This window comes from Heyndrickxia sp. FSL W8-0496 (assembly GCF_038007825.1).
Classification (GTDB): Bacteria; Bacillota; Bacilli; order Bacillales; family Bacillaceae_C; genus Heyndrickxia; species Heyndrickxia oleronia.
This window is the reverse complement of the sequence record NZ_JBBOXX010000001.1, coordinates 2,016,215-2,038,758: the sequence shown is the minus strand read 5'-3', so window position 1 is coordinate 2,038,758 and position 22,544 is coordinate 2,016,215. Positions and strand designations below refer to the sequence as shown.

General features: G+C 34.2%; 27 protein-coding genes. 3 read left to right on the top strand and 24 right to left on the bottom strand.

The features are described 5' to 3' along the window. From NST63_RS10285 to NST63_RS10270, 4 genes are all read right to left on the bottom strand, one after another. Positions 1-594 (bottom strand): nucleoside recognition domain-containing protein, encoded by a 594-nt coding sequence (locus NST63_RS10285; protein ID WP_212942965.1) that lies wholly within the window; start codon positions 592-594, stop codon positions 1-3. Then, entirely contained in the window at positions 587-1,705 is a 1,119-nt protein-coding gene (locus NST63_RS10280) for a D-alanyl-D-alanine carboxypeptidase family protein (protein ID WP_341042022.1), read from the bottom strand. The genes NST63_RS10285 and NST63_RS10280 overlap by 8 nt, the downstream gene beginning before the upstream one ends. A 266-nt stretch (positions 1,706-1,971) precedes the next feature. Beyond that, complete coding sequence (gene scpB, locus NST63_RS10275; RefSeq protein WP_071976117.1) at positions 1,972-2,562, bottom strand: SMC-Scp complex subunit ScpB; 591 nt, start codon at positions 2,560-2,562, stop codon at positions 1,972-1,974. Continuing rightward, complete coding sequence (locus NST63_RS10270) at positions 2,549-3,304, bottom strand: segregation/condensation protein A (RefSeq protein WP_180212382.1); 756 nt, start codon at positions 3,302-3,304, stop codon at positions 2,549-2,551. Before NST63_RS10270 ends, scpB begins: the two co-directional genes overlap by 14 nt. 206 nt (positions 3,305-3,510) lie before the next feature. On the opposite strand from NST63_RS10270, the gene NST63_RS10265 reads away from it, so the two are divergent. Then, positions 3,511-3,603: a YjcZ family sporulation protein gene (locus NST63_RS10265; RefSeq protein ID WP_071976118.1), complete on the top strand. Its 93-nt coding sequence runs from the start codon at positions 3,511-3,513 to the stop codon at positions 3,601-3,603. Positions 3,604-3,762: 159 nt separating this feature from the next. Then, positions 3,763-4,311, top strand: a complete 549-nt coding sequence (locus NST63_RS10260; protein WP_212942967.1) for a DUF309 domain-containing protein — start codon at positions 3,763-3,765, stop codon at positions 4,309-4,311. Positions 4,312-4,324: 13 nt separating this feature from the next. On the opposite strand, the gene NST63_RS10255 is transcribed toward NST63_RS10260, so the two are convergent. The 20 genes from NST63_RS10255 to NST63_RS10160 form a co-directional block, all read right to left on the bottom strand. Then, entirely contained in the window at positions 4,325-4,690 is a 366-nt protein-coding gene (locus NST63_RS10255; protein ID WP_212942968.1) for a GNAT family N-acetyltransferase, read from the bottom strand. A gap of 430 nt (positions 4,691-5,120) precedes the next feature. Further along, the gene (gene lysA, locus NST63_RS10250) at positions 5,121-6,443 is read right to left on the bottom strand and encodes a diaminopimelate decarboxylase (protein ID WP_341042021.1); all 1,323 of its coding nucleotides are present in this window, start codon (positions 6,441-6,443) and stop codon (positions 5,121-5,123) included. Positions 6,444-6,580: 137 nt separating this feature from the next. Beyond that, on the bottom strand, positions 6,581-8,059 hold the full coding sequence (locus NST63_RS10245) for a spore germination protein (RefSeq protein WP_341042020.1): 1,479 nt from the start codon (positions 8,057-8,059) through the stop codon (positions 6,581-6,583). Next, positions 8,037-8,621: a stage V sporulation protein AE gene (locus NST63_RS10240; RefSeq protein ID WP_212942973.1), complete on the bottom strand. Its 585-nt coding sequence runs from the start codon at positions 8,619-8,621 to the stop codon at positions 8,037-8,039. Before NST63_RS10240 ends, NST63_RS10245 begins: the two co-directional genes overlap by 23 nt. 18 nt (positions 8,622-8,639) lie before the next feature. Beyond that, on the bottom strand, positions 8,640-9,062 hold the full coding sequence (locus NST63_RS10235; protein WP_212942975.1) for a stage V sporulation protein AB: 423 nt from the start codon (positions 9,060-9,062) through the stop codon (positions 8,640-8,642). Beyond that, positions 9,052-9,672 carry a stage V sporulation protein AA gene (locus NST63_RS10230; RefSeq protein WP_212942977.1) on the bottom strand — a complete coding sequence of 207 codons (621 nt, stop codon included), beginning with the start codon at positions 9,670-9,672 and terminating at the stop codon, positions 9,052-9,054. The genes NST63_RS10235 and NST63_RS10230 overlap by 11 nt, the downstream gene beginning before the upstream one ends. A gap of 297 nt (positions 9,673-9,969) precedes the next feature. After that, positions 9,970-10,728 carry an RNA polymerase sporulation sigma factor SigF gene (gene sigF / locus NST63_RS10225; protein ID WP_058002304.1) on the bottom strand — a complete coding sequence of 253 codons (759 nt, stop codon included), beginning with the start codon at positions 10,726-10,728 and terminating at the stop codon, positions 9,970-9,972. Positions 10,729-10,740: 12 nt separating this feature from the next. Beyond that, the gene (gene spoIIAB, locus NST63_RS10220) at positions 10,741-11,181 is read right to left on the bottom strand and encodes an anti-sigma F factor (RefSeq protein WP_212942979.1); all 441 of its coding nucleotides are present in this window, start codon (positions 11,179-11,181) and stop codon (positions 10,741-10,743) included. A gap of 3 nt (positions 11,182-11,184) precedes the next feature. Then, entirely contained in the window at positions 11,185-11,535 is a 351-nt protein-coding gene (gene spoIIAA / locus NST63_RS10215; protein ID WP_058002302.1) for an anti-sigma F factor antagonist, read from the bottom strand. A gap of 153 nt (positions 11,536-11,688) precedes the next feature. Further along, complete coding sequence (locus NST63_RS10210) at positions 11,689-12,852, bottom strand: D-alanyl-D-alanine carboxypeptidase family protein (protein WP_341042019.1); 1,164 nt, start codon at positions 12,850-12,852, stop codon at positions 11,689-11,691. Positions 12,853-13,024: 172 nt separating this feature from the next. Then, positions 13,025-14,329 (bottom strand): pyrimidine-nucleoside phosphorylase, encoded by a 1,305-nt coding sequence (locus NST63_RS10205; RefSeq protein ID WP_212942982.1) that lies wholly within the window; start codon positions 14,327-14,329, stop codon positions 13,025-13,027. Next, the gene (locus NST63_RS10200; RefSeq protein ID WP_212942983.1) at positions 14,326-15,159 is read right to left on the bottom strand and encodes a purine-nucleoside phosphorylase; all 834 of its coding nucleotides are present in this window, start codon (positions 15,157-15,159) and stop codon (positions 14,326-14,328) included. Before NST63_RS10200 ends, NST63_RS10205 begins: the two co-directional genes overlap by 4 nt. A 13-nt stretch (positions 15,160-15,172) precedes the next feature. After that, a complete protein-coding gene (gene deoB / locus NST63_RS10195; protein WP_341042018.1) occupies positions 15,173-16,360 on the bottom strand; it encodes a phosphopentomutase in 1,188 nt (395 codons plus the stop codon). A gap of 336 nt (positions 16,361-16,696) precedes the next feature. Next, entirely contained in the window at positions 16,697-17,590 is an 894-nt protein-coding gene (gene xerD / locus NST63_RS10190; protein WP_341042016.1) for a site-specific tyrosine recombinase XerD, read from the bottom strand. 4 nt (positions 17,591-17,594) lie between these two features. Further along, the gene (locus NST63_RS10185) at positions 17,595-17,816 is read right to left on the bottom strand and encodes a YqzK family protein (RefSeq protein WP_341042015.1); all 222 of its coding nucleotides are present in this window, start codon (positions 17,814-17,816) and stop codon (positions 17,595-17,597) included. Between the two features lie 113 nt (positions 17,817-17,929). Continuing rightward, the gene (fur, locus tag NST63_RS10180; RefSeq protein ID WP_058002295.1) at positions 17,930-18,385 is read right to left on the bottom strand and encodes a ferric iron uptake transcriptional regulator; all 456 of its coding nucleotides are present in this window, start codon (positions 18,383-18,385) and stop codon (positions 17,930-17,932) included. Positions 18,386-18,498: 113 nt separating this feature from the next. Next, a complete protein-coding gene (spoIIM, locus tag NST63_RS10175; protein WP_058002294.1) occupies positions 18,499-19,149 on the bottom strand; it encodes a stage II sporulation protein M in 651 nt (216 codons plus the stop codon). Positions 19,150-19,329: 180 nt separating this feature from the next. Further along, positions 19,330-20,526, bottom strand: a complete 1,197-nt coding sequence (locus NST63_RS10170; RefSeq protein ID WP_341042012.1) for a class I SAM-dependent methyltransferase — start codon at positions 20,524-20,526, stop codon at positions 19,330-19,332. A gap of 32 nt (positions 20,527-20,558) precedes the next feature. Then, positions 20,559-21,722: an endonuclease Q family protein gene (locus tag NST63_RS10165; protein ID WP_212942987.1), complete on the bottom strand. Its 1,164-nt coding sequence runs from the start codon at positions 21,720-21,722 to the stop codon at positions 20,559-20,561. A gap of 2 nt (positions 21,723-21,724) precedes the next feature. After that, the gene (locus NST63_RS10160; protein ID WP_212942988.1) at positions 21,725-22,273 is read right to left on the bottom strand and encodes an NUDIX hydrolase; all 549 of its coding nucleotides are present in this window, start codon (positions 22,271-22,273) and stop codon (positions 21,725-21,727) included. 121 nt (positions 22,274-22,394) lie between these two features. Between NST63_RS10160 and mciZ the strand changes: the two genes are divergently transcribed. Further along, on the top strand, positions 22,395-22,523 hold the full coding sequence (mciZ, locus tag NST63_RS10155) for a Z-ring formation inhibitor MciZ (RefSeq protein WP_212942989.1): 129 nt from the start codon (positions 22,395-22,397) through the stop codon (positions 22,521-22,523). Positions 22,524-22,544 lie beyond the last annotated feature (21 nt).

The following is a 22,544-nucleotide window of genomic DNA, read 5'->3' as shown; positions in this document are numbered from 1 at the left end:
TTATTTCACCCCATTACGCGCTCTTTTATGATAAAAATAACGGTCTATTAAAATTGCTGCTATTGTTGCAATGGTTGTAGCCATAAGTGTCGGTCCCACAATTTCTGTAGGTGAAGCGGAATGGTAGTTCATTCGAATGGCTATTACTGTTGTGGGAATTATTGTCAATCCAGATGTATTTAACGCCAGAAAAGTGATCATTGACCTACTGGCACTTGTTTTTCCCCCGTTCAATTCCTTTAGCTGTTCCATTGCCTTTATTCCAAGCGGTGTAGCAGCATTTCCTAATCCGAACATATTAGCGATAATATTTGATAATATATAACCCATTGCTGGATGATTTTCAGGAACTTCGGGAAATAATCTCTTAATTAGTGGCCGAAAAATACGTGCAAATTTATCTAGGAGCCCTGACTCTTGTGCGATTCGCATAATCCCTAACCAAAATACTAATATACTTATTAAGCCAATACATAAGGTAACTGCTTCAGTAGCAGATTGAAAAATAGCCTCATTCACTTCTTTCATTCTTCCATTTATTGCAGCAAAAACTAATCCAATCAACGTCATCCCAATCCATATATAATTAACCATTGTTTTTCACACCTATATGGATTAAAAATGTTTTCACAAAAAAATTAAACCACCCTTTTTTCTCGTTCATTTCTGCGTATTTAAAATAAACAGGTACGGTTTTTAATCTCTGTTCATCTAAATATATGACTGCTTTACCGACTATTTCAGGAATGTTTTTTTGATCCTTCCACTCTTTTTTTGATTTTAATAGTTGATATTCAATGGTAACTTTATCTTTCTCTTCATTTGTTAGAGAATATACAACTTTATTTTTGATATAAATATGATTTTTTAAGTATTTTTGATTAATGTTATTGATTTTCCCTTTATCTAAAACAATGGTCGTATCAAAGTTCTTAAATCCATACTCAAACATATTGATGTGATCATCCCAGTCATTTGGTCCATTTAATGTAACAGCTATTAAATTTTGATGCTCTTTTGTAGCCGTTGTCACTAATGTACGTTTAGCTTTTTTTGTAAATCCTGTTTTTCCTCCTGTACAATATTTATACTTTTCAGTCAATAATCTATTTTTATTTGCCCAGCCTTTATAAGATTTTGTTCCTGAAATTTTTCTATACGTTTTATTTTGCATTGCATATTTAGTTAATAGCGCCATATCATATGCTGTTGAAAAATGATTATCCTTATTATCTAAGCCGTTAGGATTGGCAAAATGTGTATTTTGCATACCAATTTCTTCTGCTTTTTGGTTCATTAAGAAAACAAAACCATCAATACTTCCTCCAACATGTTCTGCAATCGCATTAGCTGCATCATTGCCCGATCTAAGCATTAAACCATAAACTAAATCTTCAAGCTTAACTATTTCTCCAGGTTTTAAATATATAGATGAACCTTCTGTCCGAACGGCAGTATCACTAATTTTCACATCCTCTTTTAATTTTCCAGATTCTATTGCTAAAATAGCTGTCATGATTTTAGTGATCGATGCAATCTTTCGAACATCCTTTGCATTTTTTTCATAAAGGATTCGCCCACTGTCTTGATCCATAAGTATCGCACTAGCTGCACTAACCGAAGGTGTCGCTGCAAAAGTTTTGTCTGGCAATACTATTAGAATAAGTAGAAATACAATCATCATTAATGATATAAACCGTTTCATATAATTGCCCCTTTTCTCAATGCTCATACGCTTAAACTATAGAACTATCTTTTGTACAAGTTTATGCAGGACAAGTTTGTATATGACAAGAAAAGCACAAGCATCAAGACATTCTTCATTCACTAAAGAGACTTTTTTCATCTCGTTCTAAATTAACATTACTGGGAGATGAATCATGCTTTATAGAAATTTAAGTAAGCTCATCACCGATATCCTCAAAAAAAAAAAAGACTATTTGCACTTGCAAATAATCTTTTTTACTACTACTAATTATTTTCGATTGTCTCTTGGAATTTCTCAAAAAATAAATCAGCATCTTCCTGCTCAAAGTCATCAATTGAAGCCTCTGCTAAAGGCGGTAATTCATTAATGTCCTTTAATCCGAAGTAATCTAAAAATTCCTTAGTTGTCCCATATAGGATGGCTCTACCTGCTCCATTTGCTCTTCCAACTTCTTTAATTAAACCTTTTGCGGTTAAGGTTTGCAGTGGACGTTCTGTTTTTACACCACGGATTTCTTCAATTTCTATCCTTGTAATGGGCTGCTTATAAGAAATAATCGCTAATGTTTCTAAAGCAGCCTGTGATAATGTATTCATTCCAGGAGATTCAACAAGTCTTTTTAAAAAAACAGAGTTTTCCTTTTTAGTAACAAGCTGATATGTACCAGCAAGTACAACGATAGCAATCCCTCTTTCTGCGTTCGAATCATACTCCTGCTTCAGTGATTCAACTAATTCAACTGCTTGATACTCTTCAAGCTCCATGACAGACATAATTTGTTTGATGGATAATCCTTCATCTCCTGCAGCAAACAAAAGACTTTCAAGAATTCCCTTCAAATTAGTAATTTCCAACCAAACTTACTCCTTTCCTTGCTACAAATATTTCCTCAAAATTCCCTTCCTGTTCAACCAATATTTCATTTCGCTTCATTAGTTCTAATACAGCAAGAAATGTAATCACGATATGATGTTTATCTGGTACCTCAAATAATGTAAAAAAGCTTCTTCTTCCTGATATGGAGGTTAAATCATTTAATATTTCCTCCATTCTATTTTCAATCGAAATTTCTTGTCTACTTATTTTCGTTGAAAGTGGCTTTTGTAATTTTTTTCTTCTTAATAATTTATTTAGAGCACCAATCATGTCATAAATCGTAACATCACTTTGTTGTTGATCGATCTGTATGTCTTTCATATACTCGGATAAATCACTTGGAGGTTTTGTAAATATCTGCCCACGCTCCTCTTCTAGATGCTTTAATTCTTGAGCTGCTTCCTTATACTTTCTATATTCAATCAGTTTTTCAACTAAATCATCACGTGGATCTTCCTCATATTCAAAATCCTCTTCTAGCTCTTCTTCATGCTTTGGAAGAAGCATTTTACTCTTTATTGCTAATAATGTCGCTGCCATTACTAAATATTCACTGGCAATATCTAATTCTAATTCCTTCATTGTATGAATGTAAATTAAATACTGCTCTGTAATTGCTGCCATTGGTATATCATATATATCAATTTCTAGTCGATTAATTAAATGCAGTAAAAGATCTAAAGGACCTTCAAACGCATCAATTTTTACATTATATTCCACAAATATCACCAATTCCAAATCAAAGCTTTTTTAAGTTACATAACACCATTGTTATTTAAGTATAGAGGATTATTTAAAGTAGTCCAATATAAATTTACCTTATACCGCAATGATTAACAATAAAAAATAGGCTGAGGCCTATACAACTCTAAAAAAACTTACATAGTATAAATCGACTAAACTATTTTCTTAGGAGGTTTTACATTATGTCAGACGGCTTTGGATATGGTGGCGGTTTCGCATTAATCGTAGTACTATTTATTTTATTAATTATTGTTGGCAGTGCATACATTTGGTAATTTACTCAATTATACATGATTAAAAAACAAGTTCAGTTTTGGTGCTGAACTTGTTTTTTTTGGCTTTTATGGAATGAAAAACACTATCATTCTCCTACTATTAAAATTAAAATCTTTCTATTTATGTTACACTTATATAAGACAGAGAGGAGTTCATTCATGATAGTAACAAAAGCATTTATACAATATTTAGTCCATTTCCATGGCGATAGAGATTATTTTGAATGCCATGAAATTCTTGAAGATCACTGGAAACAACAGGATGCAAGAAACCGTGACTCCATTTGGATTGCTTTTATTCAATTAGCAGTCTCCTTATATCATTATCGAAGAAAAAACCTGATTGGTGGTATCCGAATGATGGAGAAAGCCCTACAACGTTTCATTCACAAAAAAGACCAATTACTATTATTGAAAATTGATGTTGATGATTTAATTTGCAAAATCAATATAGTATTAGACAGGATGAAAACAAAACAAGATTATGAACCGATTCAAATTAAAATAGATGATCAACAATTATTAAATATATGTAAGGAAGAATGTAAAAAACTTGGTGTTACATGGGGAGGAAAAGAGGATTTGTCTAATGATCCTATTATTCATCGTCATTTACTACGTGACCGCTCTACTGTGGAAAACGAAAGATTTCTTTCTTCTGTCATAAAAAAAATGGAAAGAAACCAAGGTAAATTCATCAACAATTAGAAAAGGGCTCCGATCATTCATCGAAGTCCCCATCCTCTTTCTCACAGATTTCACAAAATGCTGCTGTGTATTCATTTGAAATAATTTTCTTACCTTCATATATTTGCTTTAATGATTTAAGCATATTTTTTCCAATTCCTTGAAGACGATGGGAAGGATTGACTGAGATGTGCTGAATTTCTACCGTTTCATTCTGAATAGTAACACCAATTAAGCCAACTATATCATCATCTATCTTCCATAAAAAAAGCTGCCAATCATCTTCCTGTTCATATTGCTTTATTGTCTGCTGAAGCTTTTTAATATCCTTCTCGTTTGGCATAAACGATAAAAGACCCATAGCAATTTTCTCAAATGCTTTTTTATATCGAATTAACATGAATATCCCTCGTTATCTTTAATACATAATGTGAATGCTTTTCTAACATTATAAACATTGGTGGCAAATAATAAACATTCTATCATACTTAGTCTTCACCTTATACGATAAATAACCAATAATATAATCCCCACCCTAAAGCTAATATTAGTATTAGAACAAATAACAAAGCGTTTTTTTTCCTCAAATGAATGACACTCCTATTTCTATTATTTCATCTCATCGTTGCTTGATCAAAAGGCCAAAAAAAAGAACTTGGGGCGTTCATTTTCAAAACACATCTATGTACCTTGTCTATTGTATCTATTTTCATCGTTTTTCGCAATCGTGAAAAAAGTGGTGTAAGTGTTTTCACTTCCAGCAGTATAAAAGACCTATAAAACAAACCCATTCAATCCCTAACTAGGACGATCGAATGGGTTCTTTTGATTTATGATTGATTGATTTTACTTGGTAGTGGTAAATCGAGTCTTATTAAATCCTCATATGTTTCTCGCTTTATCACTAAATAATCTTCACCATTTTCGACAAACACAACTGGAGGTCTTGGAATTCGATTATAATTATTGGACATAGAATATCCGTACGCACCAGTACAAAATACCGCTAAAATATCATTACTTACCGTCTTAGGTAAGGGTAAATCCCAAATTAACATATCACCTGATTCACAACATTTACCAGCGATTGAAAATGTTTCTTCAATAGTTGCTGTAGGTCGATTTGCTAGGACCGCTTCATATTTTGCTTCATATAAAGCAGGTCGGATATTATCGCTCATCCCTCCGTCCACTGCTAAATATTTCCTAACATTAGGAACATCCTTTCTCGAACCGATTGTGTATAAGGTGGTTCCGGCTTCTCCAACTAAAGATCTTCCAGGCTCAATCCAAATTTCTGGCATTGGTAGTTGATAAGATTTTGTTCTGTTTTGCACTTCGATGATAATTTCCTTGACATAACTATCAGGACTAAGAGGTTCATCCTCTTCAGTATAGCGAATACCGAAACCACCACCTAAATTTAATACAGAAGGGAAGTATAAAAATTTTGAATTCCATTCTGCTAATTTATCGATGATCTTTCTAGCAGCTAATATAAAACCGGTACTATCAAAAATTTGTGAACCGATATGACAATGGATTCCTAATAATTTTATATGGTCAGAACCCATTGCTATTTTTATTGCCTCTTCAGCTTGACCATTTTGAAGATCAAAACCGAATTTTGAATCCTCTTGTCCAGTCAATATATAATCATGCGTATGTGCTTCAATTCCAGGTGTAACACGTAAAAGAATGGAAATACTTTTTTTCTGTTCATTACATAAACTTTCCAATAACTCTAATTCATAAAAATTGTCTACAACAATGCATCCAATATTATGCTCGAGTGCTAGTAAAAGTTCTTCTTTACTTTTATTATTTCCATGAAAATGAATTCTTTCTACTGGAAATTTAGCTGCTAATGCAGTATATAATTCTCCACCAGAAACGACATCCAATGATAAACCCTCTTCATTTACTAAATTTAACATAGCTATGGACGAAAATGCTTTACTAGCGTATGCGACTTGTGATTTTACACCCAATTTTTCAAAAGTTTGTTTAAATCCTCTAGCACGTTCACGTATTAAAGTCACATCATACACATATACAGGTGTTCCATATTTTTGCGCCAAATAGACTGTATCAACACCACCAATTTCTAGATGTCCCTGTCCATTTACTGTCGTAGTACCATGAAAATACATCCGCTTCCCTCATTTCATTTGAATCACCGATTATAAGGAGAAATAGACAGTTGTCTGGGTTTGACAAACTGTCTACTATATTCAGTATTTATAATAAATTAGATAAACTTTATCATAAAAAAGTAATTTTGACAATCTTATTCTGGTGGTTGTCTAAATCGATCTCGCGGATGAACGATGCTTGGTCTTATTATTGATCCCGGAACGGTTCTTCTTATAAGAACATGGCTAATTGCTTGCGGATTAAATGGGATAAACGGCCATAAATAAGGGGCGTTCAAAGCACGTATATGAACCAAATAAATAATGAAAAGTGTACTACCAATCATCAATCCTGGTAGTTTGAAAAAGGCAACTAATAATAATAAGATAACCCTGACTATTTTATTGGCAACACTTAGTTCATAACTAGGTGTTGCATAGGTACCAATTGAGGCAACAGAAACATATAAAATAACTTCTGGTACAAACAAGCCCACATCTACTGCAATTTGACCGATTAACACGGCAGCAATTAAACCCATGGCAGTGGCTAAAGGAGTCGGGGTATGGATGGCCGCAATTCTTAGAAATTCAATCCCCATATCAGCAATAAAAAGTTGAAGAATTAATGGGATATGAGTATGTTTATTAGGACCAATAAAATCAATATTCTCTGGTAGAAAGTTCGGTTCTATTGCAAATAAATACCATAAAGGTAAAAGAAATAATGATGCAAGTATGCCGAGAAAACGAATCCAGCGGATAAATGTTCCGACTGCAGGTGCTTGTCTATATTCTTCAGCATGCTGAGCATGGTGAAAAAAAGTTGCTGGTGTTACCATCACACTAGGAGAAGTATCGATAAAAATTAATACATGTCCTTCAAGTAGGTGAACCGAACCAACATCTGCTCTTTCCGTATAACGAACGAGCGGATAGGGGTTATAGCCTTGTTTTAATAAGAACTCTTCAATTGTTTTATCGGCCATTGTAATCCCGTCGACATCAATGGTCTTTAATTCCTTCTTTATCGTTTCGATTAAATCTGGATTTGCCACCCCTTTTATATAGCCAATTGCTACATCTGTCTTTGATCTTTCACCAATCTGCATAATTTCAAATCTTAATCGCTCATCACGAATTCTTCTTCTTGTAAGTGCAGTATTAACAATAATATTTTCTACATATCCATCACGGGAACCCCTGACGACTTTTTCCGTATCCGGCTCCATCGGTTGACGGCCTGGGTAGCTACGTACATCTACAATAATCGCTTCGCCTTCGCCTTCTATAACGATTGCGATTAATCCTGATAAAACTTGATCTACCATTTCATCAACTGTTTTTACTTTTTCTACTGATTGATTGACAATTCTATTTTCAATTACTTCATAAACTTTACTGGAAAGTCGCTCGGTATCATTTAACAGTACGAGTTCTTTTAAAATTTCAATGATAAACTCTGTATCTGTGAGACCATTAACATAATATAGTTGGATATGTTTTTTTAAAACTTTAATGCTGCGTACTCCCAGATCAAAACTTACACCTAATCCGACTCTTTCTTCAAAAATTTTCTTTAGCTTTTTTACATCCTCAGGTATGGGGAGTTTATTGTTTAGATCTTTTGTCATAAAATCCACTCCTTTCTAAAACTAACTGTACAGCTTTTTTTGTAATTGGAGCTCCCTTTGAATAGTGATCTTGCTTTCCCATTTTTCCAATATCACCAATCCCAACAATAATTGGAACGTCTAATTGATCTAAAGAATACACCGTATCACCATTAATTTTTTTTAACTCCATTTCTGGAATTCCATATTTATCTACACCATAGGGAGTCAATTCTCCATCCCGATCGATACAAACATCAACCCTTGTCCATTCTGCTTGATGAGTTTTTGATGCGACAGCAATGATCCCTAGAACATCAATGTCAGGATGATTAGCAACAGTCAATAAGGAAGCCTCCCCTTGTCCTTCACCTAAAAATCCACTATCATCAAACATCACTAAAACTGGGTCACATTGCGCTTTTTTTATTAAATTGACGATCTCCTGACCAGAAAGATGGGAAGGATTTCCGTGGGACTGAGAAATGCAGCGGCCACCTATTTCCTTCGCTACTGCTTCCAAAGCTTTTCTGGCATAATCATCTCCATCTGTAATTAATATCACCTGTCGTTTACTATTCATACGAAAATCCTTTCTATTTTAATGATCAATAAAATAGATCCAATGAAATAATGAGCCGAAAACTTTTCCAAAAACGATTGCCATTAAAGCAATGATTAAATGACCTTCGATTCCAATTCTTTTTGCAAGAATTGGGATGACATTAATCACTTCTGTTAACGCAGCGGCAAGCATACCAACAAAAATTCCACATGCCAGACCAATAGGGATGAGTAATAGAGAAGTTAATTGAAAATGAATGTCCCTAAGCTGTGCCCAACCTCCCATTAACGAACCAATCACAATCGCCCATTCGTAAAGAGTAATGAATTTTGCTGTTTTCGATATTTGTGTCAAACGAGGAATAATTCCAAGAACTGATAGAAACGCAACCAAGCCACAACCAACAATTAATCCACCTGCTAATCCGATAAATGCTAAAAAGATCCACTTAATGATCATCAAGTCGTTTAATACTCTCTTTATTTTCATTCATTACTACATAATGATCGACATCTTGTTGGTAATTAAAGATTTCTACCTCTAATGGACTTGGTTCTTCATTAAATCTTTTTTTAAAGAGATGATTAAAGTAAATGATCATTCCTAAACCTAGCCCTAATGAATAAGGAATTTGAAGAATTAATGGTTTTGATTGATCATTCCCCGTAATCATTTTATATATTTTTTGATGAACGGCCCTCATACTAACATCCTCATGGAAATTCATGATGGCAAGTGCTGATCCTAAAAAAAGTAATAGCCAGATAAGAATAAAAAATATGATTGGTACTTTCTTTTTTTTATAAATGATATCGATAATCGTTTGCGATGGTCCTATTGTTTGGATATCAACAGCACCCCATTTTTCTGTAATAAGATCGATGAGTGTCATAACATCAATCACTACAGAAGATTTATCTGATGTAGATACTTCATATACCGTTAATTGTTTCAGCTTAGTTAAATCCTCTTCAGGTGCAATAATTTGTGCAATATCTGCAAGAGTAATTTTACTGTTCGGTCTTACTTCTACTCGATGCCGTAAACGAAGATAAATAAAACTCTCCATTTCCCTCAACCCCTGATTTTTTTATTGTAAATAGTAGTATGTGGAAATGAAATCATTTCATTCACGTTGTTTAATATGACTTTTCTAATGGCGACTTTCCAAAGACATTGCTGCTATTTAGATGTAGTTTTGACGAATAAATGGGTTGAAGAGCGTCAATCACCTTCTTATTCTAGGAAAAGTTGTAAACCTTATAACAACTTCTAATTAGTTGTAAAAGCAAGCTGGCAATAGGCTATACATAGCAAGACATACGAAAACGCCTTTTTAATTGAACAAAAAAAGGATCGCATGGTCTTATAAGTCCATACGATCCTTCATTTGTTCTAATATTTTTTTTTCTAATCTAGATACTTGTACTTGTGAAATACCTAATCTTTCCGCTACTTCTGATTGCGTTTGATCTTTATAATACCGTAAATATACAATTAATCTTTCACGATCGTCCAATCCACGAATAGCCTCTTTTAAGGCGATTTTATCAAACCATTTTTGGTCATTTTGATCAGCAATTTGATCGAGCAAAGTAATAGGGTCGCCATCATTCTCGTACACAGTTTCATGAATGGAGGATGGTGTTCTACTTGCTTCCTGAGCCATAATTACATCTTCAGCCGTTATCTCAAGATAATCAGCAATTTCATTCACAGTGGGGACTCGTCCTAAATCTTTCGTTAATAGATCCTTCGCCTTACGAATTCGATTACCAATTTCCTTTAACGATCGACTTACTTTTACTGTCCCATCATCCCTTAAAAAACGTTGAATTTCACCTATAATCATGGGAACAGCATATGTTGAGAACTTAACATCGTATGATAAATCAAATTTATCAACTGATTTTAAAAGACCGATACAACCAATTTGAAATAAATCATCTGGTTCATACCCACGATTTAAAAATCTTTGGACGACAGACCAGACGAGCCGAATGTTTTTTTCTACAATTTCATCTCGTGCCTCTTGATTTCCAGCCTGGCTCCTTTTGATTAAATCCTTGACCTCTTGATCCTTCAAAAACTTTCCTGTTTTCTCTTTCTTTAGTTCCACATCCATAGGCACGACTCCTTAATTACATAAGGCTTTTTTAATCGCCAAATGCTTTTTTAAACGAATAATGGTGCCTAAACCAGGTTGTGATTCAACTTCTATATCGTCCATAAAGTTTTCCATAATTGTAAATCCCATGCCTGAACGTTCCATCTCTGGCTTTGTGGTAAACAATGGCTGTCTTGCTTCTTCAATATCAGAAATTCCTGCTCCCTCATCACGAATAATCATTTCAACTACTCCGTCCTCTATGGCTACAGAAATATAAACCATTCCCTCTGGATTTCCTTCGTATCCATGAATAATCGAATTTGTTACTGCTTCTGAGACAACAGTCTTAATTTCTGTAAGTTCATCTAAGGTTGGGTCTAATTGCGCAATAAAGGCAGCAACTGTTACCCTAGCAAAGGATTCATTTTGACTAAGTGCTGAAAATTGAATATGCATCTCATTTTTCATTATTTACGCAACCCCCAATCTTTCTAAAGCAAATTTTTCTGACTCATCAAGTCTAATAATTTTAAATAGACCGGACATTTCAAAAAGCCTCTTTACTGCAGGAGAGATTGCGCAAACAACCATTTCACCATTTTTTTGTTTTATTTGTTTATATCTGCCTAAGATTACTCCTAAACCTGAACTATCCATAAATGTTAATTGTTCTAAATTTAATACAAGATGCTGTATTTGATAGTTTTCAATTGCTTGATTCACATTTTCTCTTAAGCTTTCAGCAGAATGATGATCCAATTCACCACTTAATCGAATGCATAGAACCTTTTGTTTGACTTCCAAATCGATTAATAGACTCACTATATATTTCCTCCTTCTATCTTTATAGTGAGTCAATTCGCCTTTAAAACCCTGTTTTCCTTCTTCATGACAAAACTAGAAGGATATCGTCATAATTAGCCTCTCTTCGACGTTATTCAATCAAACAATAAATTACAATGAATGATATTTTTGTTAATTCGTTTTATTGAACATACCAAATGAACGCTTAAATAGCTTCCACCATCCAGCTTGCTTTACATCTTTACTAGCTATTAGATTTGATTTTGCTAATACCTTTCCGTCTTTTTTAATTGTAATGGTCCCAATCTTATCGCCCTTTTTAACCGGTGCTTTTAGATTTTCATTTAGTTTAATTGTTTTCTTTATACTTTCTATTTTTTCTCCTTTTTTAGTTAATACAGAGATCGGTTCACTTGTTAATGCTTGAATTTTCTTTGTATCACCTTTACTTACTTTTACTTCTGCAAGTGATTGCCCTTTCTTATATATCGGATGAGTGACATATTTTGCAAAAGCATAATCTAGCATTTTAGATATTTGGGCATTTCTTACTTTCGTAGAAGGTGCTCCAAAAACCACTGCAACTACGCGCATACCATTCTTTTTTGCAGTTGCTGTTAAACAAAACTTGGCTTCATTTGTAAATCCTGTTTTCAAACCATCAACACCAGGATAAAACTTAACAAGCTTATTTGTATTAACTAACCAAAACTTCTTGTCGGTACTTTCACGTAAATAGGATTCATATGTACCTGTAAATTTCGTGATATTTTCATGTCTTAATAATTCTTTCGCCATCATTGCCATATCATAGGCTGAACTATAATGATCCTTCTCAGGTAAACCTGTTGCATTTTGAAACTTTGTATCTTTAAGTCCAAGCTCTTTTACTTTTTTATTCATCATGTCAACAAATTCTTCTTCACTGCCAGCTATCTTTTCTGCCATCGCAACGGAAGCATCGTTAGCAGACCCGATAGAAATACCTCTTAGCATCTCTTCGACAGTCATTTCCTCACCAGTCTCAAGAAAAATCTGTGATCCTCCCATAGAAGCTGCATATTCACTCGTCCGAACTTTTTCGTTCATTGATAGCTTATTTTGTTCAAGAGCTTCCATAATTAGTATCATGGTCATAATTTTCGTCATTGAAGCAGGCGGTAGCTTTTCATGACTATTCTTATCGTATAATATACTACCTGTATCACGCTCAATTAATATTGCTGATTTTGCGTCTGCAGCTAATTCTGTTGATTTTTCAGCTGCAAATGCAGGTAATGAAATCGTTGCAGTCAATAACAATAAGCATATGATTGAACTAAATATTTTTTTCATCTTGACCCCTCCATCATTGTTCTTCTTTTAACACGATACATAGCACCATTTTTTCCATCTCTAGTATTTTTATACAACGATTCCCCATTTCATCAATAAAAAAACAGTGGTCAATCCGTGTTCATCACGAATCGACCACTGTTAAATAATATAGTGGGTAATTGATGTCTAATTAATGTGTAATTTCTTCATGAACAAGTGTTGGAGCAGGTACTTTTTCTTTAGAAATTTTAATGTTTTTGTATAGGATCTGCTTCACTTCTTCAATTTGTTCTTGATTTGAATGAATAGTTAAAAGTGATTCACCTTTTTTCACTTGATCTCCAATTTTTTTCTTCAATACAATCCCAACAGCTAGATCGATGATTGATTCTTTTGTTGCACGACCAGCTCCTAACATCATAGCAGCTGTACCAATTTCATCAGCAACGATTTCAGAAATATACCCATCCTCTGTAGCTTCCAATTCAATGATATATTTCGCTTGAGGTAATTTTGCTGGATCATCTACAACTCCAGGATCTCCTCCTTGAGATTGTAAAAAGACTTTAAATGTTTCCAATGCTTTCCCATTGGAAATCACTTCATTTAACTTATTGCGTGCTTCATCTAGTGTAGCTGCTTTCCCAGCTAAATAAACCATATGACTACCTAATGTAAGACATAATTCTGTTAAATCTTCTGGTCCATCTCCACGTAATGTATCTATTGCTTCTTTGACTTCTAAAGCATTCCCTATCGCAAAGCCAAGTGGTTGACTCATATCAGAAATAACAGCCATCGTTTTTCTGCCAACATTATTCCCAATACTAACCATCGCTTTAGCAAGCTCTCTAGAATCATCCAGTGTTTTCATAAATGCTCCTGCACCTGTTTTAACATCTAAGCAAATAGCATCAGCACCAGCAGCAATTTTTTTACTCATGATGGAGCTTGCGATTAACGGGATACTATTCACCGTTCCTGTTACGTCTCTTAAAGCATAGAGCTTTTTATCTGCTGGTGTTAAATTTCCGCTTTGACCTATTACTGCAATTTTATTTTCATTTACCAGGCGGATAAATTCATCATTTTCAATTTCTACATGAAATCCTTTTACTGCTTCAAGTTTATCAATCGTACCACCTGTATGTCCTAAGCCTCTTCCACTCATTTTCGCCACAGGTACTCCTAATGCAGCAACTAAAGGCCCTAAAACTAAAGTTGTAGTATCCCCTACTCCTCCAGTAGAGTGTTTATCAACCTTTACTCCATCAATGGCAGATAGATCAATCGTATCACCTGAATTGACCATAGCCATCGTTAATTCTGCACGTTCACGTTCATTCATCCCTTGGAAATAGATCGCCATTGTCATAGCGCTCATTTGATAATCTGGAATGGAGTTATTGGTATATCCTTCAATAATGAATTGGATTTCTTCTGTTGTTAGCTCTTTCCCATCACGTTTTTTTTCTATCAAATCTACCATTCTCATTTTGGTTCACCAACTTTTATATTTTTAACAATTTCTTTTACAAAGAGTAAGAAATCTTTTCGAACCTTTTCTGTTGTTTCTATTACTTCATCATGAGTTAAAGGCTGATCTAATATCCCAGAAGCCATGTTTGATATACAGGAAATTCCTAATACCTTTAGCCCGGCATGTTTTGCTACGATTACTTCAGGAACAGTTGACATTCCTACTGCATCTCCCCCAAACGTACGGATCATTCTAACTTCTGCCGGAGTTTCATATGTAGGTCCTGTATTACCAACATATACTCCTTCTTGGATTCTAATATTTAACTTTTCAGCAACATTACGTGCAATTAAGCGTAATTCCTTATTATACGGCTCAGACATATCAGGGAAACGAGCACCAAATCGATTGTCATTTGGACCAATAAGTGGGTTACTTCCCATATTATTAATATGATCTGAAATAATCATTAAATCCCCTGGTTCATAAGTTTCATTTACCCCACCTGCAGCATTCGTTACGACTAGGACTTCAACTCCCAGTTCCTTCATAACCCTTACAGGAAATGTAACTTGGTCAAATGAATATCCCTCATAATAGTGAAAACGGCCTTGCATAGCAACTACTTCCATGCCGCTTAAAGATCCAAATACGAGTTGACCTGCATGGCCTTCGACCGTTGAAATAGGAAATTCAGGTATATCCTCATAACGGATTTTTACAGCATCTTCAATTTCATCTGCAAGAACCCCTAATCCAGATCCTAGTATGAGACCAATTCTTGGAGTTTTTGTATATTTGCCTTGTAAATATGTTACTGCTTGTTCTATTTGTTGAAAATTCACTCTTAGTTCCCCTCTATTCTTGTATATCTTTTAAAAAGCTAGTTCCGTATTTTGGCATTGTTACTTGGAAATTCTCAGCGACAGTTGCACCAATATCTGCGAAAGTTTTTCTAAGAGGTAATTCCTTTCCCTCTTTAAAACGTTTCGAATAGATCAACAGTGGTACATATTCGCGTGTATGGTCGGTACCATGATGAATAGGATCATTTCCATGGTCCGCAGTGATAATTAATAAATCATCATCTTTCATTTTTTCGAAAACTTCTGGCAAACGAGCATCATATTCTTCCAATGCTTTTCCATAACCAATTGGATCACGTCGATGACCATATAACGCATCAAAATCAACTAAGTTTACAAAGCTTAAGCCTGTAAATTCTTTATCAAATGTTTCGATAAATTTATCCATACCGTCCATATTAGATTTAGTTCGGATTGCTTCTGTTACTCCCTCTCCATCATAAATATCGGATATTTTCCCTAAAGCAATCACATCATAATGGCTATCCTTTAATTCATTCATAACTGTACGGTCAAATGGTTTCAATGCATAATCATGTCGATTAGGAGTTCTCGTAAAATGACCTGGCTCTCCGACAAATGGACGTGCAATAATTCGACCAACCATATATTTCTCATCTAAAGTTAGTTCCCTGGCGATCTCACATATTTTATATAGTTCTTCAAGTGGGACAATCTCTTCATGGGCAGCAATTTGTAGTACTGAATCAGCAGAAGTATACACAATTAATGCACCTGTCTCCATATGTTCCTTTCCAAGTTCATCAAGAATTTCTGTCCCACTAGCAGGTTTATTACCAATCATTTTTCGTCCGGATTTCTTTTCTAATTCATTGATTAATTCAGCTGGAAAGCCTTCAGGAAAAACTTGAAAAGGAGTTTCTATATTTAACCCCATAATTTCCCAATGCCCAGTCATCGTATCTTTTCCATTTGAAGCTTCCTGCATTTTTGTGTAATATGCAAGCGGAGGATTTGCCTTTTCAACACCCTGAATCTGCCGAATATTTGAAAGTCCTAATTTCCCCATATTTGGCATGTTGAGACCATTCATTTTCTCTGCAATATGACCAAAGGTATCTGCCCCTTTATCATCAAATTTCTCAGCATCTGGAGCTTCACCAATTCCTACTGAATCCATTACAATGAGATGTATTCGCTTATATGTATAGTTACTCAATTATTTCATTCCCTTCTTTAAAGATTAAAACGGTTACAAAAGGTTCAAAACTATATTACCCTTTTCCATGCATGTTACTCAAAATTAGAGCTAGATTAACCATTCATGTCTCCCCTCATGGTAAGAGGTCTGACAACTATATTGTATCAAATTCATTCCTTTTTCTGCAATAGTATCAAACGTTACATTTGAATGATTAAACATTGAATAGGGTTAGTATAAATAGTAAAGAGGTCTGCCCCATCATTCTATATCAAGGAAGAAATAGTTAATTTCTCACGAGGTACAGAATTATAGTGTGGTCAGACCCCTTAATAGACAAACTCTACCTATCTATTAAGCTCGTGGATGATGCTTTGCATAGACATCCTTTAATCTTGTTTTCGTTACATGCGTATAAATTTGTGTCGTGGAAATATCTGCATGACCTAACATTTCCTGTACAGCTCGTAAATCAGCTCCATTTTCTAATAAATGCGTCGCAAATGAATGGCGGAGGGTGTGAGGAGTTAACTCCATTTCAATATTTGCCTTTTTCGCCAGTCCTTTTAATATTTTCCAAAAACCTTGTCGGGTTAAACGATTTCCATGATGATTTAGGAATAAAGCTTCTGTTTGTCTCTGTTTCGAAGAAAGTTTTGGTCTGCCATCCTTTATATATTCTTCTAAAACAACGGTTGCAGTTTTGCCAATTGGGATAATTCTTTCTTTATTTCCCTTTCCAATACATCTCACAAACCCCATCGTTAAATGTAGGTCATCAAGATTAAGATTTATTAGTTCACTTACACGAATTCCAGTCGCATATAAAAGCTCTAGCATCGCTTTATCTCTCAATGGTAAAGGCCCTTTTTCCGAAGGAGCATCTAATAGTGCTTCAACCTCTGTTAAGCTTAGTACTTTCGGAAGACTTCTCTCTGTTTGAGGTGTTTCAATATGAACAGAAGGATCGTTTTCGGTTACTTTTTCTCTTAATAGAAATTGGTGAAAGGACCGAATTGATGCAACATGTCTTGCTAGAGTTTTAGCGGACTTTCCCTGCTGTTTTAAATGATGTAAAAAGTGGACAATATGTATTCTAGTAATCTCATTCAAGGATTGAATTTGCTCCACTTTAACCATATAAGTTAAATAGCTTTTTAAATCTCTTTCATAAGACACAATTGTGTTTTTGGATAATCCTTTTTCAACCACCATAAAATGGATGAAATCCTTTAAACGATCTAGCATATAATTACTCCCCATCTAAATAGAACAATAGTAAACGATCAAACCATCCCAAATCATTTTCTTCCACAGAATTTACTTTAATCGCTGTTCCTTTTGGTTCATCATATCGATGATAATCCTCATATTCTTGATTTACCCACATAATACCATAATAAAATAGTAATGTGCATCCAGTAAATAATATAAACACTTTTAACGTACGAAAAAACATCTTCATCCATGACATAGACCAGTCCATCCTTTTTTAAATTTATCTTATACAAGCCTATGCCAAAGAGTGCCATTTTTATACCTTTCACTTAATAAACATAAAAGAACCTTTTCACACGAAAAGGTTCTTCAATCTTCACTTTTTTCTTTATCCTGGCATCGCCAGCAAATCCCATGGAAGGTTAAGCGATGATCTTTAATTTTAAAGTTCCAACGTCTTTCTACAATTGCTTCTACATCTTCGAGTAAATCCTCTTGAATTTCATCTACAGCTCCACATTCTATACAAACTAAATGATGATGAAAATGTGCAGCTCCCTCTTGTCTTAAGTCATAGCGTGATACACCATCACCAAAATTAATCTTATCTACAACCTTTAATTCCGTTAATAACTCTAGTGTTCGATATACGGTTGCTAGGCCGATTTCTGGCGATTTCTCTTTTACAAGGAGGTAAACATCTTCTGCACTTAAATGATCTTCTTCGTTTTCCAGCAATACTCGGACGGTTGCTTCACGTTGTGGAGTAAGCTTATAGCTTGCAGAATGTAATTGTTTTTTTATTCTCTCAACACGACTTTCCATCTGAAGTATCCTCCCTCGCCACTATCCATTTTATTATAGCAGAAGGAAGAAAAGATGCAAAATAAAATTATTATAATCTCTAAAATAGAAATTTTATTTGATAATAATAATTATTATCTATTAATATATGACATTGCCGATTTCATTAATTCAGGTGAAATATACGCTTCAACACCTGCAGCAATGGATATAAAACCAACCGCAATGATTAACACAATAAAATATTGTGTTAACATTGGAATAATTTGAACCCCCATACTTTGTTTGATAAAGATTTTTCGAATTAACTTTAAAGATACACCAACAGCTACTACTGCAATAAAAATAAACATTGGGATGATAAAAAGATTTTGTGGTAATACGGTAACAAAAGAAAGAAGAAAGCCCCCCCATCCCATTTGATTGACAAGAAATCCTACGGAAAATCCAACAACAATTCCTTTAATAAATAACAGAACTAAAATAAGTGGCAAACCAATAATTGAGATTCCCAAAACCCACATTAAACCTAAAAATTTCACATTATGAAGAAAACTTAATCGAAATAAATCGGTTGGTGCTGCAATTTTCCCTTCCGAAATTTGTCCAAAAAATTGATTTAAATAATAAAATAAATCTTCCTTTTGGTCGATTGATAGGCTGTTCACAATAATGGCACCAAAAACTACTCCCATTAAAAATAAAACAATAATAAATGAGTAAATCGAGGAATATTCTTGTACATGGCGAATGATAGGATTAGACAACGACTTTTTTCTGCGCATTTTTACTTCCTCCTATTAATCTAGGTAACATAATCTCATTACTAAATTATGCAGGAAATAAAAAGATAGACCTTAAATCTACTAATTTTTAAAAATTATAATAGAATCAATAAGTTGGCGTTGCAAAAAAATTAGAGGGGTTCCCCCCTCATTACAAGATCGAATGATTAATCAAACCCTTTACATAAGCATTTTTTTTGCGACTAATGTAAAAGTCTTCGGCAATCCTATATCGTGAATTTTATGATTTGGTTCCTCTTCTAGAATATCTATTTTCATTGGTGCCTTTGCAACTGCTGTTACTACCTCTCCCAATGTCCACTTTCTTTGTAAGACATGTTGCAATTTAGCCTTTTCTTCTTCTGGCATATGCTTTGTAAACGCAACCTCATTCTTCACAATGGAAGGATCAAAATAATTCCCTAACACCTTATGCTTTTTACCAGTGGAGGTAATCAGTTTCGTTGAAATTGGATGGAATTCATGGAGTACAAATTTTCCATCCTTTCTTAATAACAGCTGAATTTTCTTCATTAATTCCTGTATATCTAACAAATAATGAAGAACTCCAAGTTCCATTAATACAAGATCGAATTGCTCTAAATATGTATCAATTGGTAGTGAGAGTACGTCAGAAACAATATAGTTGATCTTTACATTGACATGACTCGCAATTTCCATAGCGAACGCTTTATTTTCCTCTGAAAAATCAACAACAGTTACATCTGCCCCAAGCAGTGATAGGGCTACTGCTTTAATGCCATTGGAACCCATAAGATGCAGAACTTTTTTATTCGCAATTGGTTCAAGATAATGATCAAATGGGTGGAGCCTCCAACTTGGATTATGCCTAATTTTTTCTGCAATTTCTTGAGGGGAACCGTATCTATTTAATAAAGCTACATAATTATTTTGATTCCAAGCTTGTTCATTTAACTTAGTTACCTTAGCATGTTCATTTTCTAAGTACCAATGAATTTTTTCTCTATCTATACCGCTTTGTTCGCTAAATAAATATTTATAAAGGGATATACACCATATTGGTTGTTCATCGCATGTCACTTGGATTCGATAGGGGTTTGTTTTAATTGTCGTATTATAACGGCATTGTACAATAATGGTATATATATCTTGTTGTACCTGAAAGGATGCGGTGGCTATATTTGAGTTCAAGTCAGTCTTTTCTATTGTAGAGAATAGTTCATAGGCTTTTTCTATGATATCCCACTGTACTTCTATATATATAGTATTGAAATGAGGAATATCCACCCCTTGAATATATAAGGAAGTAGAATCTAAAAAATGATATGGGATATTTTCCTCATCAAAACGAATGGAAAGTTCCTTTATAGCTTGTGCATATTTTTTGTCTTTCATGTTAATCCTCCATCAATAGCTTGGATGAACGTTTATTGTTCATTAGCAACTCTACCATATTGGCCTCCGCCTCCAGCAGATAATTGCAGATTTCCCATTCTTGCTTTCATAATTAAATCAACTAACTCTTGTTTTATAACCTTTTCTAGTTCTTCCTTTGGAACATTATGTAAGATATTCATCTCTGTTCCGAAATGATCTAGAAGTTTTTCCATCGTTTTTGGTCCTAATCCAGGTAAGAAATCTAACGGTACTTGATGAATATAGGGTGGTCTATCGCAACCAGTCTCTGTAGTTGTTAGTTCCTGAATTCGTTCAGATACTCCCTTTGTAAATTGTGTTGATCCACATACGTGACAGACATCATGTTCTTTTTTAGCAAAGCATTTTGCACAGGTTGTTTGGTGGTATTTTCCAAGATAAGGATCTAGCCCATAATTCGCTATCACTTCATTTCCATCTTTTTGATGAAGTGCTTTTTCTAACCCCTTGAAAGTAGGAGCTTCTAATTGCATTATTTGATATTCACGTGCAATCTTCGCTAAAGAATGGGCATCTGAATTACTGACAAATGTATATCTATGGAGTTCTTTTATATGATCTGCCATGTCTGTATTTGAGCTTAATCCTAGTTCGATGGCATCAATAAGATTTGCATCAAATACTTCTTCTAACGATTTTTCAACGCCTTTACCATATAAGCTTTTAAACGGTGTAAATACATGGGCAGGAATAAATAGACCACCTAATGACTTTATTTTTTTTTGTAAGCTTCTAGCATCTTCGTGGATACGTTGTGTACTTAATTGATTATTCTTTACCTTTCCAGTATACCAATAGGAAAATTCCTTTAATGAGCGTAGTGAAGGAAAGTATCCTAATACATGCAATGGTCCTTTACAATTGTCATCATTTATTTCTATCTCTACACCTGGAATTAATGTAACCGATTCTTGATAAAGCAATCCTCCATCTTCCATTTCAATCATTTCTTTACTTTGCAGAAGATCTTCTATTTCAGCGATAACTTCAGGTGAATGGCAATCAATTACTCCAATCATATCTAAGCCTTTGGGTATTTTTGCTGCCTTCAAAATATTGGTAAGTGTCAATGTTTTTGAACCAGTAATTTTAACCGGTTTCCCTGTTTTCGTTCGTCCAATATGAATATGTAAATCAACAAAATAATTTTTCATCATTATTTTTGCGCCTCTTTTAACTGTAAATATTGAATTGCATATGCCGTTTTAGCATCAAATATTTTTTGTTCTTTTACTAGCTGAATAGCTTCCTCAAGTGATACCTCGATCAGCTCAACAAATTCATCCTCATCCGCAGCTCTAGGATTTTCTTTTTTTCTAAGCCCCGTTGCTAGATATAAATGAATAAGTTCATCCGCAAATCCCGGGGATGTATAAAAAGAAATGATATGGTCCAAACGGTTACACTCATACCCAGTTTCTTCTTCTAATTCCCTAACTGCAGTAACTTCAGGCTTCTCTCCTGGCTCCAACTTACCTGCTGGAATTTCAACGAGAGCTCGTTCCATCGGTTTACGATATTGTTCTACAAGAACAATTTTATTTTCTGGAGTTAATGCCAAAACTGCAACTGCTCCAGGATGTTTAATAATTTCTCTTTTTGAGGTTTTTCCATTTGGTAATTCAACATCATCTATTTGCAAACGAACGACTTTACCTTCAAATACTTTTTCAGTATGAATCGTTTTTTCTTCAAATTTATGCATTTCTTCCACTCCTAGTTCTAATTAAACATATCATTCATACATTTTAACACAACTAGGTAAGGAACAAATAATACGAACGGATTGTTGATCATCATGTATAGAATAAGGAGATGAGTTAACGATGAGAATCTATATTCAGAAGAATGGAATTGTATTAAGCGGCAAAGCTTGGGAAATTAGAGAACAGCTTAAATATTATTCTAAACAATACCAATTTGTTTATGATTGGATAAAGCAATCTAATTCATAACAAATTCTTGGTAATCTTACA

What these genes read in the sequence shown, in the direction of transcription:
- NST63_RS10285 (WP_212942965.1), bottom strand. Translation starts at nt 594, where the DNA reads ATGGTTAATTATATATGGATTGGGATGACGTTGATTGGATTAGTTTTT.
- fur (WP_058002295.1), bottom strand. Translation starts at nt 18,385, where the DNA reads ATGGAAAGTCGTGTTGAGAGAATAAAAAAACAATTACATTCTGCAAGC.
- NST63_RS10230 (WP_212942977.1), bottom strand. Translation starts at nt 9,672, where the DNA reads ATGGAGAGTTTTATTTATCTTCGTTTACGGCATCGAGTAGAAGTAAGA.
- sigF (WP_058002304.1), bottom strand. Translation starts at nt 10,728, where the DNA reads ATGGATGTGGAACTAAAGAAAGAGAAAACAGGAAAGTTTTTGAAGGAT.
- NST63_RS10280 (WP_341042022.1), bottom strand. Translation starts at nt 1,705, where the DNA reads ATGAAACGGTTTATATCATTAATGATGATTGTATTTCTACTTATTCTA.
- mciZ (WP_212942989.1), top strand. Translation starts at nt 22,395, where the DNA reads ATGAGAATCTATATTCAGAAGAATGGAATTGTATTAAGCGGCAAAGCT.
- NST63_RS10245 (WP_341042020.1), bottom strand. Translation starts at nt 8,059, where the DNA reads ATGACAAAAGATCTAAACAATAAACTCCCCATACCTGAGGATGTAAAA.
- NST63_RS10185 (WP_341042015.1), bottom strand. Translation starts at nt 17,816, where the DNA reads ATGTCATGGATGAAGATGTTTTTTCGTACGTTAAAAGTGTTTATATTA.
- NST63_RS10235 (WP_212942975.1), bottom strand. Translation starts at nt 9,062, where the DNA reads ATGATCATTAAGTGGATCTTTTTAGCATTTATCGGATTAGCAGGTGGA.
- lysA (WP_341042021.1), bottom strand. Translation starts at nt 6,443, where the DNA reads ATGTATTTTCATGGTACTACGACAGTAAATGGACAGGGACATCTAGAA.
- spoIIAB (WP_212942979.1), bottom strand. Translation starts at nt 11,181, where the DNA reads ATGAAAAATGAGATGCATATTCAATTTTCAGCACTTAGTCAAAATGAA.
- NST63_RS10255 (WP_212942968.1), bottom strand. Translation starts at nt 4,690, where the DNA reads ATGTTAATTCGATATAAAAAAGCATTTGAGAAAATTGCTATGGGTCTT.
- NST63_RS10240 (WP_212942973.1), bottom strand. Translation starts at nt 8,621, where the DNA reads ATGAATAGTAAACGACAGGTGATATTAATTACAGATGGAGATGATTAT.
- spoIIM (WP_058002294.1), bottom strand. Translation starts at nt 19,149, where the DNA reads ATGCGCAGAAAAAAGTCGTTGTCTAATCCTATCATTCGCCATGTACAA.
- NST63_RS10210 (WP_341042019.1), bottom strand. Translation starts at nt 12,852, where the DNA reads ATGAAAAAAATATTTAGTTCAATCATATGCTTATTGTTATTGACTGCA.
- NST63_RS10260 (WP_212942967.1), top strand. Translation starts at nt 3,763, where the DNA reads ATGATAGTAACAAAAGCATTTATACAATATTTAGTCCATTTCCATGGC.
- xerD (WP_341042016.1), bottom strand. Translation starts at nt 17,590, where the DNA reads ATGCTAGATCGTTTAAAGGATTTCATCCATTTTATGGTGGTTGAAAAA.
- NST63_RS10160 (WP_212942988.1), bottom strand. Translation starts at nt 22,273, where the DNA reads ATGCATAAATTTGAAGAAAAAACGATTCATACTGAAAAAGTATTTGAA.
- NST63_RS10165 (WP_212942987.1), bottom strand. Translation starts at nt 21,722, where the DNA reads ATGAAAAATTATTTTGTTGATTTACATATTCATATTGGACGAACGAAA.
- NST63_RS10205 (WP_212942982.1), bottom strand. Translation starts at nt 14,329, where the DNA reads ATGAGAATGGTAGATTTGATAGAAAAAAAACGTGATGGGAAAGAGCTA.
- NST63_RS10265 (WP_071976118.1), top strand. Translation starts at nt 3,511, where the DNA reads ATGTCAGACGGCTTTGGATATGGTGGCGGTTTCGCATTAATCGTAGTA.
- NST63_RS10170 (WP_341042012.1), bottom strand. Translation starts at nt 20,526, where the DNA reads ATGAAAGACAAAAAATATGCACAAGCTATAAAGGAACTTTCCATTCGT.